The 16726-nt window shown below is 62.8% G+C and carries 13 protein-coding genes and 2 tRNA genes; 10 read left to right on the forward strand and 5 right to left on the reverse strand.

Annotated features, from left to right (window positions below):
- Nucleotides 1–5 precede the first annotated feature (5 nt).
- Nucleotides 6–980, reverse strand: coding sequence for an NADPH:quinone oxidoreductase family protein (locus V6M61_RS03970; protein ID WP_332775268.1), 975 nt, complete (start codon nucleotides 978–980; stop codon nucleotides 6–8).
- A gap of 141 nt (nucleotides 981–1121) precedes the next feature.
- Here V6M61_RS03970 and surE point away from each other — a divergent pair, with 141 nt between their 5' ends.
- The 3 genes from surE (at nucleotide 1122) to V6M61_RS03985 (ending at nucleotide 3741) form a co-directional block, all read left to right on the forward strand.
- Nucleotides 1122–1910 (forward strand): 5'/3'-nucleotidase SurE, encoded by a 789-nt coding sequence (gene surE / locus V6M61_RS03975; protein WP_332775269.1) that lies wholly within the window; start codon nucleotides 1122–1124, stop codon nucleotides 1908–1910.
- A 10-nt stretch (nucleotides 1911–1920) separates the two neighbouring features.
- Entirely contained in the window at nucleotides 1921–2778 is an 858-nt protein-coding gene (locus tag V6M61_RS03980; RefSeq protein WP_332775270.1) for a protein-L-isoaspartate(D-aspartate) O-methyltransferase, read from the forward strand.
- A 126-nt stretch (nucleotides 2779–2904) separates the two neighbouring features.
- A complete protein-coding gene (locus V6M61_RS03985; RefSeq protein ID WP_332775305.1) occupies nucleotides 2905–3741 on the forward strand; it encodes a peptidoglycan DD-metalloendopeptidase family protein in 837 nt (278 codons plus the stop codon).
- Nucleotides 3742–3851: 110 nt separating this feature from the next.
- Here the strand turns inward: V6M61_RS03985 and V6M61_RS03990 are convergent, their stop codons facing one another.
- A complete protein-coding gene (locus tag V6M61_RS03990) occupies nucleotides 3852–4622 on the reverse strand; it encodes a 3-hydroxybutyrate dehydrogenase (protein WP_332775271.1) in 771 nt (256 codons plus the stop codon).
- Between the two features lie 110 nt (nucleotides 4623–4732).
- Here V6M61_RS03990 and V6M61_RS03995 point away from each other — a divergent pair, with 110 nt between their 5' ends.
- The 5 genes from V6M61_RS03995 to rimO all read left to right on the forward strand — a co-directional run bounded on the left by V6M61_RS03995 (nucleotide 4733) and on the right by rimO (nucleotide 10539).
- Entirely contained in the window at nucleotides 4733–5812 is a 1080-nt protein-coding gene (locus tag V6M61_RS03995) for an alpha/beta fold hydrolase (RefSeq protein ID WP_332775272.1), read from the forward strand.
- Nucleotides 5813–5851: 39 nt separating this feature from the next.
- Nucleotides 5852–8116, forward strand: coding sequence for a RelA/SpoT family protein (locus V6M61_RS04000; RefSeq protein WP_332775273.1), 2265 nt, complete (start codon nucleotides 5852–5854; stop codon nucleotides 8114–8116).
- Between the two features lie 106 nt (nucleotides 8117–8222).
- Nucleotides 8223–8299: transfer RNA gene (locus tag V6M61_RS04005), tRNA-Val, on the forward strand.
- Between the two features lie 250 nt (nucleotides 8300–8549).
- Nucleotides 8550–9050 carry a polyhydroxyalkanoate synthesis repressor PhaR gene (phaR, locus tag V6M61_RS04010; RefSeq protein WP_332775306.1) on the forward strand — a complete coding sequence of 167 codons (501 nt, stop codon included), beginning with the start codon at nucleotides 8550–8552 and terminating at the stop codon, nucleotides 9048–9050.
- 79 nt (nucleotides 9051–9129) lie between these two features.
- Nucleotides 9130–10539: a 30S ribosomal protein S12 methylthiotransferase RimO gene (gene rimO, locus V6M61_RS04015; protein ID WP_332775274.1), complete on the forward strand. Its 1410-nt coding sequence runs from the start codon at nucleotides 9130–9132 to the stop codon at nucleotides 10537–10539.
- A 102-nt stretch (nucleotides 10540–10641) separates the two neighbouring features.
- Here rimO and V6M61_RS04020 read toward each other — a convergent pair.
- Nucleotides 10642–10726, reverse strand: a tRNA-Leu gene (locus V6M61_RS04020).
- A gap of 61 nt (nucleotides 10727–10787) precedes the next feature.
- Between V6M61_RS04020 and rnr the strand changes: the two genes are divergently transcribed.
- Both rnr and V6M61_RS04030 read left to right on the forward strand, forming a co-directional pair.
- Nucleotides 10788–13091, forward strand: coding sequence for a ribonuclease R (gene rnr / locus V6M61_RS04025; protein ID WP_442957725.1), 2304 nt, complete (start codon nucleotides 10788–10790; stop codon nucleotides 13089–13091).
- A 52-nt stretch (nucleotides 13092–13143) separates the two neighbouring features.
- A complete protein-coding gene (locus V6M61_RS04030) occupies nucleotides 13144–13713 on the forward strand; it encodes a YggT family protein (RefSeq protein WP_332775275.1) in 570 nt (189 codons plus the stop codon).
- Nucleotides 13714–13723: 10 nt separating this feature from the next.
- Here V6M61_RS04030 and V6M61_RS04035 read toward each other — a convergent pair whose 3' ends face one another.
- Nucleotides 13724–15289: an NAD(P)H-hydrate dehydratase gene (locus tag V6M61_RS04035; protein ID WP_332775276.1), complete on the reverse strand. Its 1566-nt coding sequence runs from the start codon at nucleotides 15287–15289 to the stop codon at nucleotides 13724–13726.
- 85 nt (nucleotides 15290–15374) lie between these two features.
- Nucleotides 15375–16637, reverse strand: coding sequence for a D-amino acid dehydrogenase (locus V6M61_RS04040; protein WP_332775277.1), 1263 nt, complete (start codon nucleotides 16635–16637; stop codon nucleotides 15375–15377).
- Between the last annotated feature and the right edge of the window lie 89 nt (nucleotides 16638–16726).

Raw genomic sequence — 16726 nt, forward strand, 5'->3', positions numbered from 1 at the left:
TTGGCCTAGTTCACCATCACCAGCTTGCCCTTCACGCCCCGTGAACCCATGTGCGCGTAAGCCGCCTTGAGGTCTGCCATGGGCATGGTGCGGTCTATCACCGGCTTGATCTTGCCCTGGGCGTACCAGCTGGCCAGTTCGGCCATCATCGCGGCATTGGCCTGGGGCTCGCGTTTGGCGAAATCGCCCCAGAACACGCCGACGACCGACGCGCCCTTGAGCAGCATGAGGTTCAATGGCAGGGCGGGGATGGGCCCCGAGGCAAAGCCCACCACCAGGTAGCGGCCGCGCCAGGCAATCGAGCGGAAGGCCGGCTCGGCGAAGTCGCCGCCGACCGGGTCGTAAATCACGTCAGGCCCCTTGCCGTCGGTAAGGGTCTTGATCGCGTCGCGCAGGTTTTGGGTGCTGTAGTTGATGGTGGCATCCGCCCCAATGGAGGTGCACAGCGCGCATTTTTCGTCGGTCGATGCGGCGGCAATCACGCGGGCGCCGGCTGCCTTGGCAATCTGGATGGCGGCCGTGCCCACGCCCCCTGCGGCGCCCAGCACCAGCACGGTTTCCCCGGCTTTAAGTTGCGCCCGGTCTACCAGCGCGTGGTAGGAGGTGGCGTAAATCATGATGAAGGCGGCAGCGTCAACATGGGAAAAGCCTGCCGGCAAGGGCATGCACAAGGCCGCTGGGGCAATGGTGTGGGTGCCGAAGCCGCCGGTGCCCGACAGGCAGGCCACGTTTTGACCGACCTGCAGGTGCTTGACGCCTTCGCCGACCGCCTGCACCACGCCGGCGTATTCAGAGCCGGGTACAAAGGGCAGCGGTGGCTTGATCTGGTATTTGTTCTGGACAATCAGCAAGTCCGGAAAGTTCAGGCTGGCGGCCTTGATCTCGATGAGGACTTCACCGGCTTTGGGCTGGGGGGTGGGCAATGTCGTCCAGGTCAGGGCGTCAACGCCGGTGGGGTTTTCACAAAGCCAGGCTTGCATGGAGTGTCTCCGTAGGTATCGGCGGTCAGGGTCGTCGGTTGAGCAGAAAGCTGCTTGAGCCTGCATCATAGGCAAATTCAATCTGTTAATGGGGCTCCAAAGCCGCCGGCTTGTCACGGCGGTGACCGTAAAATCATCCGCATGAAAATACTCATCTGCAACGACGACGGCTACCAGGCTTGCGGCATCATTGCCCTTTACGAAGCGCTCAAGACCATCGCCGATGTCGAGGTGATTGCACCCGAGCAAAACAACAGCGCCAAATCCAATGCCTTGACGCTGCATTCACCCATGTATGTCCAGACGGCGGCCAACGGCTTTCGCTACATCAATGGCACGCCAGCCGACTGTGTGCACATTGCGCTCACCGGTCTGCTCGGCTACCGGCCCGACCTGGTGATCTCGGGCATCAACAACGGCGCCAACATGGGCGACGACACCATTTACTCCGGCACGGTCGGTGCGGCCATGGAGGGCTATCTGTTCGGCATTCCGTCGATTGCGTTCTCGCAGACTGAAAAAGGCTGGGCTTATATCGAGGTGGCGGCCAAGCGTGCGCGTGAACTGGTGCAGCACCTGATGCCCTCGCTGGAAGTGCTGGCCGAAGGTGCAGCGCCTGCTGCGGCACCCTGGCTGCTTAATGTGAATATTCCCAATTTGCCCGACGATCAGATTCAGGGGGTCAAAGTGGTGCGCCTGGGCCGCCGTCATGCGGCTGAGCGGGTCATCACCCAGACCAGCCCGCGCGGTGAAACCATGTACTGGATTGGCGGTGCAGGTCCGGCGAAGGATGAAGGCGAGGGCACGGATTTTCATGCCACCAACCAGAATTTTGTCTCCATCACGCCGCTGCAGGTTGATTTGACCGACCACGAAAGCTTGCCTTACTGGGCCCAGACGGCCGCCGGCCTGACTTCAGGCGCTGCCTGACACCTGTTGCATGAAGCCCCTCACGAAACCACCCCTCAAGCTGGTTGAAAAAGCGAAAGCGCCTGCCGCGCCAGCCAGCCGCCCCGCGTTTCCGGTTCGCTTGAAGCCTGATGCCGGTGCTCCTTCTGCTATTAAAAATATAGCTTCTACCTCAATAAAATCAAGCGCTGCAGGCCAATTTGATTTAAAAAAACCAGCTCAGACCTCATTGCCCAGTGGCGTGGGACTGGACTCCCACGCGGTGCGCACACGCATGGTGCACAAGCTGGCCCGGCAAGGGGTGTCCGACGCGCAGGTGCTGGCGGCCATGGGGCAGGTGGAGCGGCACCGGTTTGTGGACACGGCGCTGGTGAACCAGGCTTATGAAGACACCAGCCTGCCGATCGGGCTGGGCCAGACCATTTCCAAGCCCAATGTGGTGGCCCGCATGCTGGAGCTGCTGCGTCACGGCAAAACCGGCAGGCTCGGCCGGGTGCTGGAAATCGGGACCGGTTGCGGCTACCAGGCCGCGGTACTCAGCCAGCTGGCGACCGAGGTCTACAGCATTGAAAGGTTGCGTGGCCTGCACGACAGGGCGCGCGAAAACCTCAGAGCCTTGCGCCTGCCCAATGTGCATTTGCTGTTTGGCGACGGCATGCTGGGGTATGCCAAAGGCGCGCCTTATGCGGGCATCATTGCAGCGGCTGGCGGCGAAGCAATTCCTGCCGCCTGGATCGATCAGTTGGCGGTGGGTGGCCGTCTGGTTGCCCCCATGCAGACGTCCAGCGGCGCACAGGCGCTGGTGGTGCTTGACAAGACCCCCCAGGGCGTGACGCAGACGCTGCTCGAGGCCGTTCATTTTGTGCCTCTAAAATCGGGAACCAGCTAACGATCACAGTGATCAAGATTGAAGACGAAAGAACCAATGAATCAAACGACAGGGTCAAACATGGTGGAGTCTCAAATCACGGCACCGGCAGCCCGCACTGCCAGAACAGCATTTAACAAACTGGCCATGCCCTGCCTGCTGGCCGCCACCGTCCTGCTGGCCGTAGGCTGCACTTCACGCTCGCTCAATCGCGCGCCTGTGGAAGACCGCGGTACCGGCATATCGCGCAGCCTGCCCGGCGCGGTGGACTCCGGCGTTGCCAAGCAGCTGCCGGGCTTTGAAAATGCTGGCAAACCAGGCTACTACACCGTCAAGCCCGGCGACACCATGATCCGCATTGGCCTTGACCACGGCCAGAACTGGCGTGACATCGTGCGCTGGAACAACCTTGAAAATCCCAACGTGATTGAAGTGGGTCAGGTTCTGCGCGTCGTGCCGCCTGCCGCTGAAAGTCCGTTGGTCGTGGCAAGGCCTGTCAGCGCAGGCGCAGCCGATACCGGCACAGCCCTGCCTGCGCAGCAGGCGGCCAGCGCCGCCCGGCCCGCTACCGCGCCTGCCGGCGCCAGCCCTTCCTCGAACGGCAGCGAGGAAGAGCTCACCTGGTCCTGGCCTGCACAAGGCACGCTGCTCGCGGGCTTTGATGAGGCCAAGAACAAGGGCTTTGACATTGCAGGCAAGGCGGGTGATGCGATCGTGGCCTCCGCAGACGGGCGCGTGGTCTACGCAGGCGCCGGCCTGCGGGGCTATGGCAACCTGATCATTCTCAAACACAACAACACCTACCTGACGGCCTACGCCCATAACCAGACCCTGCTGGTCAAGGAAGACCAGTCGGTCAAGAAAGGCCAGAAGATTGCCGAAATGGGTAGCAGCGACAGCGAAGGCGGGCGCGTGAAGCTGCACTTCGAAATCCGTCGCCAGGGCAAGCCGGTCGATCCGGCCAAGTTTTTGCCGGCCCGCTAAGCCAGTCTCCACTCAAGAAAAAAAGAGTCTGGTTTTTCCAGACTCTTTTTTTGCTATCAAATAAATAGCTACCAACGAACATCTATCCCGGGCCAGGGGCCAAAATGGCTTTACTGTGCGGCCCAGCCGCCATCCATGTTCCAGGCCACGCCACGCACATTGTTGCCAGCGGGCGAGCAGAAGAACACGGCCAGCTCGCCCAGCTCCGCAGGGGTGGTGAACTGCATGGACGGCTCCTTTTCACCGAGCAGCTGTCGGGTGGCCGCCTCGTTGGAAATGCCGCCGCCGGCTACTTTGGCGTCGATCTGCTTTTGCACCAGCGGCGTGAGCACCCAGCCGGGGCAGATGGCGTTGCAGGTGACGCCGGTGGTGGCGTTTTCCAGCGCGGTGACCTTGGTCAGGCCGACGAGGCCGTGTTTGGCGGCAACGTAGGCTGATTTTTCGGCGGAGCCCACCAGGCCGTGAACCGACGCGAGATTGATGATGCGGCCCCAGTTGGCCGCCTGCATGGCCGGCAGGGCGAGGCGGGTCGCGTGAAAGGCGCTGGAGAGGTTGATGGCGAGGATGGCATCCCACTTGTCAACGGGAAAGTTTTCTATTTTGGCCACGTGCTGGATGCCGGCGTTGTTGACCAGGATGTCGACCCGGCCAAACTGGGCGGCGGCGAACTTCATCATGTCTTCGATCTCGGCGGGCCGGCTCATGTCGGCGCCGTGGTAGGCCACTTTGACGCCGAGCGCCGCGATCTCGGCCTTGGGACCCTGCACATCGCCAAATCCGTTGAGGACAATGTTGGCGCCCTGTGCGGCGAGTGACCTGGCGATACCCAGGCCGATACCACTGGTGGAGCCGGTGACGAGGGCAGTTTTACCTTTGAGCATGATTGTTTCTCCGGATGATTTACGATGCCATGAAGCGCTGTCAAAGCGGTGCATGGATTGCCCGCTTTGCCTTGTGCAATTATCAAGCCTCTGAACCGATCGCCTGCACCATGACTTCACCTACGCTGAACTACGTAAGCTGCCCTGACGCGTCGGGGGGGCACCGCATGGCCTACTGGCAGTGGGGCGACCCGTCGGGCTCGCATGTGGTGGTGTGCGTGCACGGCTTGTCGCGCCAGGGCCGGGATTTTGATGTGCTGGCGCGCGCGCTGTGCGAGCAGGGCGCCGACACCCCGGGCGGGCTTCGCGTGGTGTGCCCTGATGTGGTGGGGCGAGGGGAGAGTGACTGGCTGAAAGACCCGATGGGCTACCAGCTGCCCACTTATGCGGCTGACATGCTGGCGCTGCTGGCCCAACTGCATGCGCAGGCGCCTGTCAAAGTTCTGGACTGGGTGGGCACCAGCATGGGCGGCCTGATTGGCATGGTGCTGGCCGGGCAGCCCGGCTTGCCACTGCCGAGTGCCGCCGGGCCGTCCCAAGGCGCGAGCGCCCCCTTGGGGCTGACGTCCGCGGCTCCAAGCCTGCCTGCGCAGGCTTGGACGGACGGAAGAGCCGCTGCGTCTCGCAGCGGCACGTCCAGCGCAGCACACGAAGTGGCAAGCGTGGGGGCTTCAATTCTTCCGGTGCGCAAGCTGGTGCTCAACGATGTCGGGCCGGTCATTCAATGGAAGGCGATCCAGCGCATCGGGACTTATCTGGGGCAGACCGGGCGGTTCCGTTCGCTGCAGGAAGCAGCGGATGCGATGTGGGCGATTTCAACCGGGTTCGGGCCGCACACGCCCGAGCAATGGCTGGCCTTGTCGCGGCCCATGGTCAAACCGGTGGACGGTGCGGCCAGCGGCGATCTTCGTCTCCATTACGACCCAGCGATTGCCGTACCGTTTCGCGGCGCGACCGAAGCGTCCACGCAGCAGGGCGAGGCCATGCTGTGGCAGCTTTATGACGGCATCCGGGCGCAGACCTTGATCACGCGGGGCGCCCAGTCTGATTTGCTCAGCCCCCAGACGGCGCTGGCCATGACGCAGCGGGGTCCGCACGCCCGGCTGGTAACCTTTGAAGGTGTGGGCCACGCCCCCACCCTGATGGCTGCGGAGCAGGTGGCAACGCTGACCGACTTCCTGCTCCACTGAACTTTGTTGAACATCTGACTGAAAACTGACTGATTACGCATGAAAAGTACCCTGGCCGGCGCAGAAGGCTCGCCAACCGCTCCCGGCATCAATGCCACCATCGTGGCGGCCACCGCAGCCAGCCTGCCGGACCAGCCGCATGCGTTGGCCCGCGCCCGTGCGTTTGCCGAGCCGCTGATTGCCAGCGAAACACTGGACACCGGTGAGAACATACTGGCGCATGCCGATGCCGTGGCCGCCATTCTCAAATCGATTGGCGGCTCCGAGGCCATGCAGGCGGCCACTTATTTGGTGCACGCCTGCCAGCACCTGAACAAGCCCCAGGAAGTGATCGCCAAGGCCTTTGGCGCCAACTTTGCGGCACTGGCCATTGAAACCACCAAGCTGGTCAACGTGCAGCGGCAGGCCCGTGCGGCCAACGCCAAGGCGCAGCTGATTGAGGACCCGGCGGCCCAGACCGAGAACGTGCGCAAGATGCTGCTGGCGTTCTCGCGTGATCTGCGGGTGGTGATGCTGCGGCTGGCGTCACGCCTGCAAACCCTGCGGCACTATGCCAGCAGCAAGCAGCCGGCGTCGCTGGCTTTGGCGCATGAATCGCTGCATGTGTTTGCGCCGCTGGCCAACCGGCTGGGGATCTGGCCGATCAAGTGGGAAATGGAAGACCTGGCCTTCCGCTTTCTGGAGCCCGACACCTACAGGCAGACGGCGCGCCTGCTGGATGAAAAGCGGGTTGAACGCGAGGGCTTCATGGAGGGTTTGCGCTCCCAGCTGGAACGTGATTTGAACCAGAACGGCATTGCAGCGCTGGTGCAGGGCCGGCCCAAGCACATCTACAGCATCGTCAAGAAGATGCGCGGCAAGTCGCTGGACTTTGCGCAGGTGTTTGACATTCGCGCGCTGCGCGTCATTGCGGCGGATGTCAACGGCTGCTACGCCGCACTGGGCTTTGTGCATGCCCATTTCACGCCGGTGGAAGGGGAGTTTGATGACTACATCGCCAAGCCCAAGACCAACGGTTACCAGTCGCTGCACACCGTGGTGCGCGATGAAGCGGGGCGCGCGGTGGAAATCCAGATACGCACGCAGGCCATGCACGACCATGCCGAGCATGGCGTGGCGGCGCACTGGGCCTACAAGGAGGCCGGGGCCAAAGGCTACAGCGGCGTCTCGGCCAGCAGCGAGTACGACGCCAAAATTGCCGTACTGCGCCAGTTGCTCGCGTGGGAGCGGGATTTGTCCGTGCCGTTTGCGACCAAGGCGCGGGAGGGCAATCAGGGCCTGTTCGAAGACCGCATTTATGTGCTGACGCCGGAGGCGGCCATTGTGGAGTTGCCGCAGGGGGCCACGGCCATCGACTTTGCCTACAGTGTTCACACCAACCTCGGTCACCGCTGCCGCGGCGCGCGGATTGATGGCGCCATGGTGCCGTTGAACACGCCGCTGCAAAACGGGCAGACCGTGGAGGTGATCGCCGCCAAAGAGGGCGGGCCTTCACGGGACTGGTTGAATCCGGAGCTGGGGTTTTTGTCCAGTCACCGCGCCAAGTCCAAGGTGCGCGCCTGGTTCAATGCGCTGGCGATGGAGCAAACCGTGGCGCGGGGGCGCGAGGCCGTTGAAAAGCTGCTGCAGCGCGAAGGTAAAACCGCCATGAAGCTGGACGACCTGGCGGTTCAGCTCGGGTTCAAGACGGCCGAGGACCTGTTTGAAGTGGTGGGCAAGGACGAGCTGTCCCTGCGCACGATTGAAACCATGCTCAAGCCGCCCGAACCGGCGTTGTCGCAAGACAATTACGTGCTGGCGAAAAAAACGCGGCAGCAGGACAAGGCCAGTGACCGCGGCCGCAAAAGCGGCGTGCTGGTGGTGGGCATCGACTCCTTGCTGACCCAGCTGGCCAAGTGCTGCAAACCGGCGCCACCCGATGCCATTTTGGGCTTTGTGACCAAGGGCAAGGGCGTGAGCATTCACCGCAGTGACTGCAGCAACTTTCGCAACATGGCCAGCGGCAGCCCGGACCGCGTGATCGAGGTGCAATGGAGCGAGGCCAAGAGCAGCAGTGGCTCGGTGTACCCGGTGGATGTGGCCGTGGAAGCCGCCGACCGCCAGGGTTTGCTGCGTGATATTTCAGAGGTGTTTGCCAAGGAAAAAATGAACGTGATTGGCGTGCAAACCCAGTCGGTCAAGGACAACCGGGGTGGCACGGCCTGGATGACGTTTACCGTGGAGGTGGCGGAGTCGGGCCGGCTTAACCAGGTGCTGGGGGTGGTGGCTGAAGTGGCCGGTGTGCGCTCGGCGCGCAGGCGCTGATGGGCCGGTCTTCGAGTGAAAAGTTTGCGAGAAATGTGCGCAAAAATTTGGCCCAGGGCAAAACCCCGGTTTTGCCCTGCTACAATAATGGAATCGAACAGTCCTTAGGCGCGTAGCTCAGCTGGTTAGAGCACCACCTTGACATGGTGGGGGTCGTTGGTTCGAGTCCAATCGCGCCTACCAATTTCCCTTCGGCAGTCCCATTTTCCTGTCACCGTGTAGCAGCACAGGGTGGTCACACAGGGTAAACCAAGGGGATTGCAGTCACCCAGACTTCCTAGAATGTACCGACCCCCTGTGCATTAGCACCGGCAGTTATTCAGAGGAGTCAGCAACAGTGCAACAAAGAAAATCACGCAGCCCCAAAGCTGCTTCCAAGCCGTCAGACAGTTCATCTGCGGGCAGCGCCAAAAGCACCGGCGGCAAGGCGACGATGCCGCGCGTGATCAAAAAATACCCGAACCGGCGCCTGTACGACACCGATACGTCCACCTACATCACACTGGCCGAAGTCAAGCAGCTGGTGATGGACAGCGCGCATTTTGTCGTGCTGGATGCCAAAACCAACGAAGACCTGACACGCAGCATCCTGCTGCAAATCATTCTGGAAGAAGAGACCGGCGGTGCGCCGATGTTTACCGAGGCCGTGCTGGCCAACATCATCCGCTTCTATGGCAATGCCATGCAAAGCTTCATGGGCTCCTACCTGGAGAAAAACGTCCAGTCATTCATGGACCTGCAAGCCAAAATGAGCGAGCAGTCCAAAGGCATGACGCCCGAGATGTGGGCGCAGTTCCTCAATGCCCAGTCGCCCATGATGCAGGGCATGATGGGCAATTACGTGGAGCAGTCCAAAACCGTGTTCACGCAATTGCAGGAGCAGATGCAAAAGCAGAGCGAGCAGATGCTGTCGGCCTTTGGCCTGAAGCGGTAAGGCCCGGCTTGGGTGCCCGGTTCAGGCCTTGTCAAAGGGTTTTTCGCACGGGCAGGCCTGCTCTGAGACAATAGAGGCCATGAGCGAAGCCCTTTCCATCACCCCATCTTCCACCCTGAAACCAGCCCCGCGCGTCGGTTTTGTCAGCCTGGGCTGTCCCAAAGCCCTCACCGATTCAGAGTTGATCCTCACGCAACTGAGCGCCGAAGGCTATCAAACCTCCAAAACCTTCGAGGGCGCCGATCTGGTGATCGTCAACACCTGCGGCTTTATTGACGATGCCGTCAAGGAAAGCCTGGACACCATTGGCGAAGCCCTGGCCGAAAACGGCAAGGTGATCGTCACCGGGTGCCTGGGGGCCAAGGCCGGCGAGGGTGGCGGCAATCTGGTCCGACAAATGCACCCCAGCGTGCTGGCCGTGACGGGCCCACACGCCACCCAGGAGGTGATGGATGCGGTGCATCTGAACTTGCCCAAGCCGCACGATCCGTTTCTGGATCTGGTTCCGAACTCGTTTGGCGTTGCCGGCATCAAGCTCACGCCCAAGCACTATGCTTACCTGAAGATCAGCGAGGGCTGCAATCACCGCTGCACCTTCTGCATCATCCCGTCCATGCGGGGCGATCTGGTCTCGCGCCCCATCGGCGATGTGCTCAATGAAGCGCGGGCCCTGTTTGAGGGCGGCGTCAAGGAATTGCTGGTGATCAGCCAGGACACCTCGGCCTATGGCGTGGACGTGAAGTACCGCACCGGTTTTTGGGACGGCAAGCCCGTCAAGACCCGCATGCTGGAGCTGGTGCAGGCGCTCGGCGAGATTGCCGAACCCTACGGGGCTTGGGTGCGTTTGCACTATGTGTACCCCTACCCCAGCGTGGATGAGGTCCTGCCCCTGATGGCCACCGGCAAGGTGCTGCCTTACCTGGACGTGCCGCTGCAGCACAGCCACCCGGACGTGCTCAGGCGCATGAAGCGCCCGGCCAGCGGCGAGAAAAATCTGGAGCGCATTGCCCGCTGGCGCGAGATGTGTCCCGAAATCGTGATTCGAAGCACCTTCATTGCCGGGTTTCCAGGCGAGACTGAGGAAGAGTTCGAGCATCTGCTCGACTTCATGCGCGAGGCAAAGATTGATCGTGCCGGCTGTTTTGCCTACAGCCCGGTGGAAGGGGCCACAGCCAACACGCTTGCGGGCATGCTGGCGCAGGAGGTTCGCGAAGAGCGTCGTGCCCGCTTCATGGCGGTCGCGGAAGCGGTGTCCAGTGCCAAGCTGCAGCAGCGCATCGGCGCGACCATGCAGGTGCTGGTGGATTCAGCGCCTGCGCTGGGCCGCAAAGGCGGCACCGGCCGCTCTTATGCCGATGCCCCGGAGATTGATGGTGTGGTCAAACTGCTGCCGCCCGAGAAAATCAGCAAGACGCTGAAGGTCGGTGAATTTACCAAGGCGCGCATTGTCGGCACGCAAGGTCATGATCTTGTCGCCTTGCCGGTATAAAACCTTGTCATGGCAGGCCATCACGCCCCAAAAGGGCGGGCCACAAAGCAAAAAGGCCACTGAATTGGCAGTGGCCTTTACTTCACATAAACTGATTTATATTGGTGCCCAGGAGAGGACTCGAACCTCCACGATGTTACTCGCTAGTACCTGAAACTAGTGCGTCTACCAATTCCGCCACCTGGGCATTTCAGGGAAAGAGAGATTGTATCAAAACAAATAGCCAAATTTCAAATTCGACCTCCGGATTGCTTGCAGAATTTGAAGGAACCATCTCCGGCCACCGTGATGGCCATGGATTTGTACTGCGCGATGACGGTGAAGCAGACATTTATTTGCCCCCGAACGAGATGCGTGCGGTGCTGCATAAAGACCGCGTCAAGGCGCGCATCGTGCGGTACGACCGCAAGAGCCGGCCCGAGGGCCGCGTCACTGAAATCATCGAGCGCTCTTCCAATCCCATCATTGGCCGGCTGCTGCATGAAAGCGGTGTCTGGCTGGTCGCCCCCGAAGACAAACGCTATGGCCAGGATGTGCTGATTCCCAAAGGCGCCACCGGTACGGCCAAAACCGGCCAGGTCGTGGTGGTGGAACTCACCGAGCCGCCCGCCCTGTTTGGCCAGCCCGTGGGCCGTGTCAAGGAAGTGCTGGGCGAGATTGACGACCCGGGCATGGAAATCGAAATTGCGGTGCGCAAATACGGTGTGCCGCATGAATTCAGCGATGACGCGCTGGCGCTGGCCCGCTCCTTGCCTGATGCCGTGCGTCCGGCCGACAAAAAATACCGTGTTGACCTGACCGATGTGGCGCTGGTCACCATCGATGGCGAGGATGCACGCGACTTTGATGACGCCGTGTACTGCGAGCCGGCCAAAGTGGGCCGCGGCAAGGGCTGGCGCCTGCTGGTGGCCATTGCCGACGTGAGTCACTATGTGGAGACCGGCAGCGCCATTGACATCGACGCCTACGATCGCGCCACCAGCGTGTACTTTCCGCGCCGCGTGATTCCCATGCTGCCCGAGAAGCTGTCCAACGGGCTGTGTTCCCTGAACCCGAATGTCGAGCGCCTGTGCATGGTCTGCGACATGCTGGTCAATGCCAAAGGCGCGATTCACGCCTACCAGTTTTACCCGGCCGTCATGTTCAGCCACGCGCGCTTGACCTATACCGAGGTGGCTGCCGTTTTGGCCAACACGCGCGGCCCCGAGGCGGCACAGCGCAAGGCGCTGGTGCCGCACCTGCTCAATTTGCATGATGTGTACCAGGCCTTGCTCAAGGAGCGGGGCGAGCGCGGCGCGGTGGACTTTGAAACCACCGAGACGCAAATCGTCTGCGACGAGGTGGGGCGCATTGAGAAGATCGTGCCGCGCACGCGCAACAGCGCGCACCGCCTGATTGAAGAGGCCATGCTGGCTGCCAATGTCTGCTCGGCCGACTTCATCTCGCAAAACAAGTACACCGGGCTGTTCCGGGTGCACGAAGGCCCGACGCCCGAGAAAAAGGAAGTGCTGCGCAACTACCTCAAGGCGATGGGCATCGGCATGAGCATCAGCGAGGACCCGTCCCCCGGCGAGTTTCAGCAGATTGCCCTGGCCACCAAGGACCGGCCCGACGCGCAGCAGATTCATTCCATGCTGCTGCGCTCCATGCAGCAGGCCATCTACACGCCCATGAACAGTGGCCACTTTGGTCTGGCTTATGAGTCCTACACGCACTTCACCAGCCCGATCCGGCGTTACCCCGATCTGCTGGTGCACCGCGTGATCAAGGCCATTCTGGGCAAGACCAAGTACCAGCTGCCGGCCTTGCCCACACCGGGGGAAGCCCATGCCAAGCTGTCCAAGCGGCTGGCGAGCAAAGCCAGGGAGCCGGCGCAAAAGCCCAAGAAAGTCACGGCCGATCAGCTGGCCTGGCAGGCCGCCGGCCTGCACTGCAGTGCCAACGAGCGCCGCGCCGATGAAGCCAGTCGCGACGTCGAGGCCTGGCTCAAGTGCAAATACATGCGTGAGCATCTGGGCGAAGAGTTTGGCGGTGTCATCACGGCCGCCACCGGCTTTGGCATCTTTGTGACGCTCGACGCCATGTATGTCGAAGGGCTGGTGCACATCACCGAGCTCGGTGGCGAGTATTTCCGCTTTGACGAAGCACGGCAGGAGCTGCGTGGCGAGCGCACCGGGATTCGCTATGCGATCGGCACCCGGGTGCGGGTGCAGGTCAGCCGGGTCGACCTCGATGGCCGCAAGATCGACTTCCGCCTGGTGCGCGAGGGTGAAGAGTTGCTCAGTCGCGCCATGAAAGACAAGGCCGGCGGGCATGCCCTTGATCTGTCGCCCGAGGAGCGGGCTGTGCCCCGAAACGGCAGTGACAAACGCAACGGCAAGGGTAATGGCAAGGGGAGCGGCAAGCGCACGGCGCAGCGCACCGACGGCTCCGGTGGGCATGGCCACGGTACGGACCGGGCACCGAAGTCGCCGATTCAGGCCTTGAAAGCCGCGGTTAAAAAGTCTGTCGGCAGCGCCGGGCGCAAGCAGGGCAAAAAGCCCCGCCGCTGACGTCTGTTTTTACAATCAGGCTTCAAACCCATGTTGACCCAATGCTGACCCCATGCTGATTCAAATCCTGCGTTTTCTGCTCGAAACCCTGTTTTTCCTGCTGATCGGGGCGGCGCTGTTGCGTGCCTACATGAACTGGGTGCGCGTCAACATGAGCGCGCAACCCGGCCATTTCGTCATGGCCTTGACCGACTGGCTGGTCAAGCCCCTGCGGCGCACCCTGCCCAAACCGCTGGCGCAGTCGCGGCTGGATTGGGCCAGTGTGCTGGCCGCCGTACTGTCGGCGCTGGCCTATGCCTTGTTGTGGGGCGTGCTTTTCGGCGTCTTGCTGGGCGCCGGTTATGACTGGTCCAGCCTGGGGCCGGCTTCCTGGCTGGCACTGCTGGGCTTCGCCCTGAAGATGCTGGTCCGCGTCGCGCTGCAAACCACCATGCTGGTGGTGCTGGGTTATGTGCTGGTGTCGTGGCTGCAACCCGGCTCGCCGGTGCACAGCCTGCTGGCCAGGCTGTCGGAGCCGCTGCTGGGCCCGTTGCGGCGCATCGTGCCCGTGGTGGGCGGTGTTGACCTGTCGGCGCTGGTCCTGCTGCTGCTGCTGCAGGTCGGATTGATCGTTCTGGCGTAGCGCCGGGCCGTCAGTTGGCGAAAGTCGCCAGTGCGCTGGCTGTCAAGGGCGGGTGATGTTCATGTCCGGGCCAATCATCGGCCCGTTTCCCATGGGTAAACACGGCGCTGCAAGCCGCGTCGAAGGCGTTTTCACCGCTGGCCAAGAGTGCCCCCATCATGCCTGCCAGCACATCGCCCGTGCCCGCCGTGGCCAGGCGTGCATTGCCGGTCGGGTTGATGGCGGGGACCCGAGCCGGTGCGGCGATGACCGTGCCCGACCCCTTGAGCGCCACCACGCACTGAAACTGCTCGGCCAGTTGCTGCGCCGCCGTGAGCCGGCTGGCTTGCACCTGGGCGCTGGTGCTGCCCAGCAGCCGGGCTGCTTCCAGCGGATGCGGCGTCAAAATGGTGCTGTAGCCCCGGCGCTTGCGGGCCTTGAGCTGGGTTTGCAACTGCGTGTCCGCGGCAATTGCATTGAGTGCATCAGCATCGAGCACCGCCCGTGTGGCGCTGGATAAAACCCTGGCCAGGACGGTTTTGACCGAGGCCCCACCACCGCAGCCGCACACCACGACCTGTTGTTTGAGGTCGAGCACGTCGGGGCTGCGAAACATCAACTCCGGCTGCTGCGTGTCCAGCGTCAAAGCCGGCTGGCCCAACAGGGCGACGAACACCCGGCCCGCACCGGCATGCAGCGCGGCACGGGCTGCCAGCAGCGCTGCGCCGGCCATGCTCGCGGTGGCGGTGGATTCACCGCCCACAACCGCCACGTCGCCAAAGCTGCCTTTGTGGCTGGCGTGAGGCGCGTGAACCCGTGCGGGTGGCAGAGCGCGGTCGGCGCCCAGCAGCAGGGCGCCGGGCGGCACGCTTTGCGGTGCGGGTACGCCGAGATCGTCAAACCAGACTTGCCCCGCCAGGTCGCGGCCATGGGCGGTGAACAGGCCCGGCTTGAGGGTCAAGAGACTCAAGGTAAAACGGCTTCTGGCTCTTGTCGAATGTACATCAGTAGCTATCAAATTTGTAGCTGATTGGGGTTCGCTCTGGGGGATGCCGGAAAACCCGGTGTCGGCATCCAGGCCGGTGGGCACATCTACCGCCAGCACCGGTTGGCCGCTGCGGTGCATCAGCTGCAGCCACTGCGCTATCAAGCCGGCGTTGACCGGCGCCGGTGCCGCCAGGCTTGCGGCCTTGGCGCCAATGCCGAGCAGGGCATCAATGCAAAAGTCAAAATCCTGCGGCGGCTCGGTGGCGATCGTCACACCAGCGGCCAGTGCGCGCTTCATGGCCGCTTGCGCATCGCCGGGCCGTTTTTTCGGGTCGTGGTGCGGGCCCGTCCAGGTGACGACCACCGCCTTGCCCCATTGGCGCAGATGCAGGGCGGCTTCGAAGCCATCGCCGCCATTGTTGCCGGGCCCGCAGGCGATCCAGATGCGCCGGGCGTGGGGTGCCAAAGCCAGCGTCAAACGTGCCACGGCCAGGCCGGCGCGCTGCATCAGGGCATGCGGCGGCAGGCCGGCCGCTGCCTGCTGCTCGATCTGGCGGGTCGCGGCCACACTGTAAAGCGGCCGACTGAGTGCGCTGGTGATGGCTTGCATGGGGTGATTGTGCGGTTTTTTGGCTGGTTTGGGGGCCGTAAAAAAGCCCGGCATGCCGGGCTTTTTAGAGGAGGGATGCTGAGATTCATCGGGCCAGGCGGCTCACATCCAGCCCGTCCATGTCAATGTCGGCGGCGCGGCCCTGCATCGCATCGGCCAGGGCCCGCGCGCTGCCGCAGCTAAGTGCCCAGCCGCTAGAGCCGTGGCCCAGGTTCAGCCACAAGCCGGCAATGCCGCTGGCGCCGATGATGGGCGGGCCGTCAGGCAGCATGGGGCGGGCGCCTTTCCACTCCTGCACGCTGGCGCCGGTGCTGGCGAGTTGCGCTGCGCCCGGAAACCAGTCGTGCAGCACTTTGTAGAGCGTCTGGATGGAGGATGCGCGCTTGGCGGCAAGTGAGCCGCCAATCTCGGCGCTGCCGGCCACGCGAACGCGGTTGCCCAGGCGCGAGATGGCGACCTTGTAGCGCTCGTCCATCAGGGCGCTGCGGGGCGCATTGAGCGGCTCCCGGATGGGTGCGCTGATCGAGTAGCCGTACACCGCGGCCATGGGAATCTTCAGTCCCAGCGGCCTGAGCAACCGGGCCGAGGCCAGGCCGGCGCACATGACCAGGGCGTCAAAGTGGCGGGGCGCGGTTTCGCCTGCTATCAAAATACTAGCTGTCTGCGCACGTTCCACCTGGGCTACCGTCGTATTGAACTCAAACTTGACACCCAGTCGCTGGGCTTCGTTCTTGAGCAGCAGGGCAAACTGGCGGCAGTTGGCAACCTCATCGTTGGGCAAATGCACCGCCCCCATGAAGGGCGTGTCCGGGTTGAGGGCCGGCTCGATCTTGCGGGTCTCGTCGGCATTGATTTCCCTGAACGCAACGCCGGCGTCGCGCAGCACCTGCAGACCGGGCTGCACCAGCCGGCTGTCTTTTTCAGAGCGCAGCAGCACCATGTAGCCCGGGCTGCGGTCGTAGTCGAGCTGCAGCGTCTCGGTGATCTGGTGCAGGCGCTCGCGGCTGTAAAAGGCCAGGCGCTGCATTCTGGCGCGGTTGGCCAGGTAGGTCTCGAGTTTGCAGGCGCGAAACCATTTCCACATCCAGGCCAGGTCACCCGCCGACAGCGGCAGTCCAAGCTTGACCGGCGCGTGGCGGCTCAAGAGATGGCTGATGACCTTGCCGGGCATGCCCGGCGCGGCCCAGGGGGTGACGTAACCGGGCGCCACCACGCCCGCGTTGGCGAAACTGGTTTCTTCTGCCGCAGCGCCGCGGCGCTCGAAGACGGTGACCTCGTGACCGTCTACCGCCAGCTCGTAAGCCGTGGTGATGCCGATGATGCCGGCGCCAATGACCGCGATTTTCATAAGGCGGCACCCGATGCGCCTGCGTCAAGGGGCAGGCGGACAATTGAAATGATCATGAATGTTTTTAGTCAAACAGGCCGCTGACCGGC

It is taken from the genome of Polaromonas sp. (assembly GCF_036676035.1).
Lineage (GTDB): Bacteria > Pseudomonadota > Gammaproteobacteria > Burkholderiales > Burkholderiaceae_C > Polaromonas.

Excerpts from the sequence above, each read along its gene's own strand:
- V6M61_RS03970 (WP_332775268.1), bottom strand. The coding sequence starts at position 980 with ATGCAAGCCTGGCTTTGTGAAAACCCCACCGGCGTTGACGCCCTGACC.
- surE (WP_332775269.1), top strand. The coding sequence starts at position 1,122 with ATGAAAATACTCATCTGCAACGACGACGGCTACCAGGCTTGCGGCATC.
- V6M61_RS03980 (WP_332775270.1), top strand. The coding sequence starts at position 1,921 with ATGAAGCCCCTCACGAAACCACCCCTCAAGCTGGTTGAAAAAGCGAAA.
- V6M61_RS03985 (WP_332775305.1), top strand. The coding sequence starts at position 2,905 with ATGCCCTGCCTGCTGGCCGCCACCGTCCTGCTGGCCGTAGGCTGCACT.
- V6M61_RS03990 (WP_332775271.1), bottom strand. The coding sequence starts at position 4,622 with ATGCTCAAAGGTAAAACTGCCCTCGTCACCGGCTCCACCAGTGGTATC.
- V6M61_RS03995 (WP_332775272.1), top strand. The coding sequence starts at position 4,733 with ATGACTTCACCTACGCTGAACTACGTAAGCTGCCCTGACGCGTCGGGG.
- V6M61_RS04000 (WP_332775273.1), top strand. The coding sequence starts at position 5,852 with ATGAAAAGTACCCTGGCCGGCGCAGAAGGCTCGCCAACCGCTCCCGGC.
- phaR (WP_332775306.1), top strand. The coding sequence starts at position 8,550 with ATGCCGCGCGTGATCAAAAAATACCCGAACCGGCGCCTGTACGACACC.
- rimO (WP_332775274.1), top strand. The coding sequence starts at position 9,130 with ATGAGCGAAGCCCTTTCCATCACCCCATCTTCCACCCTGAAACCAGCC.
- V6M61_RS04030 (WP_332775275.1), top strand. The coding sequence starts at position 13,144 with ATGCTGATTCAAATCCTGCGTTTTCTGCTCGAAACCCTGTTTTTCCTG.
- V6M61_RS04035 (WP_332775276.1), bottom strand. The coding sequence starts at position 15,289 with ATGCAAGCCATCACCAGCGCACTCAGTCGGCCGCTTTACAGTGTGGCC.
- V6M61_RS04040 (WP_332775277.1), bottom strand. The coding sequence starts at position 16,637 with ATGAAAATCGCGGTCATTGGCGCCGGCATCATCGGCATCACCACGGCT.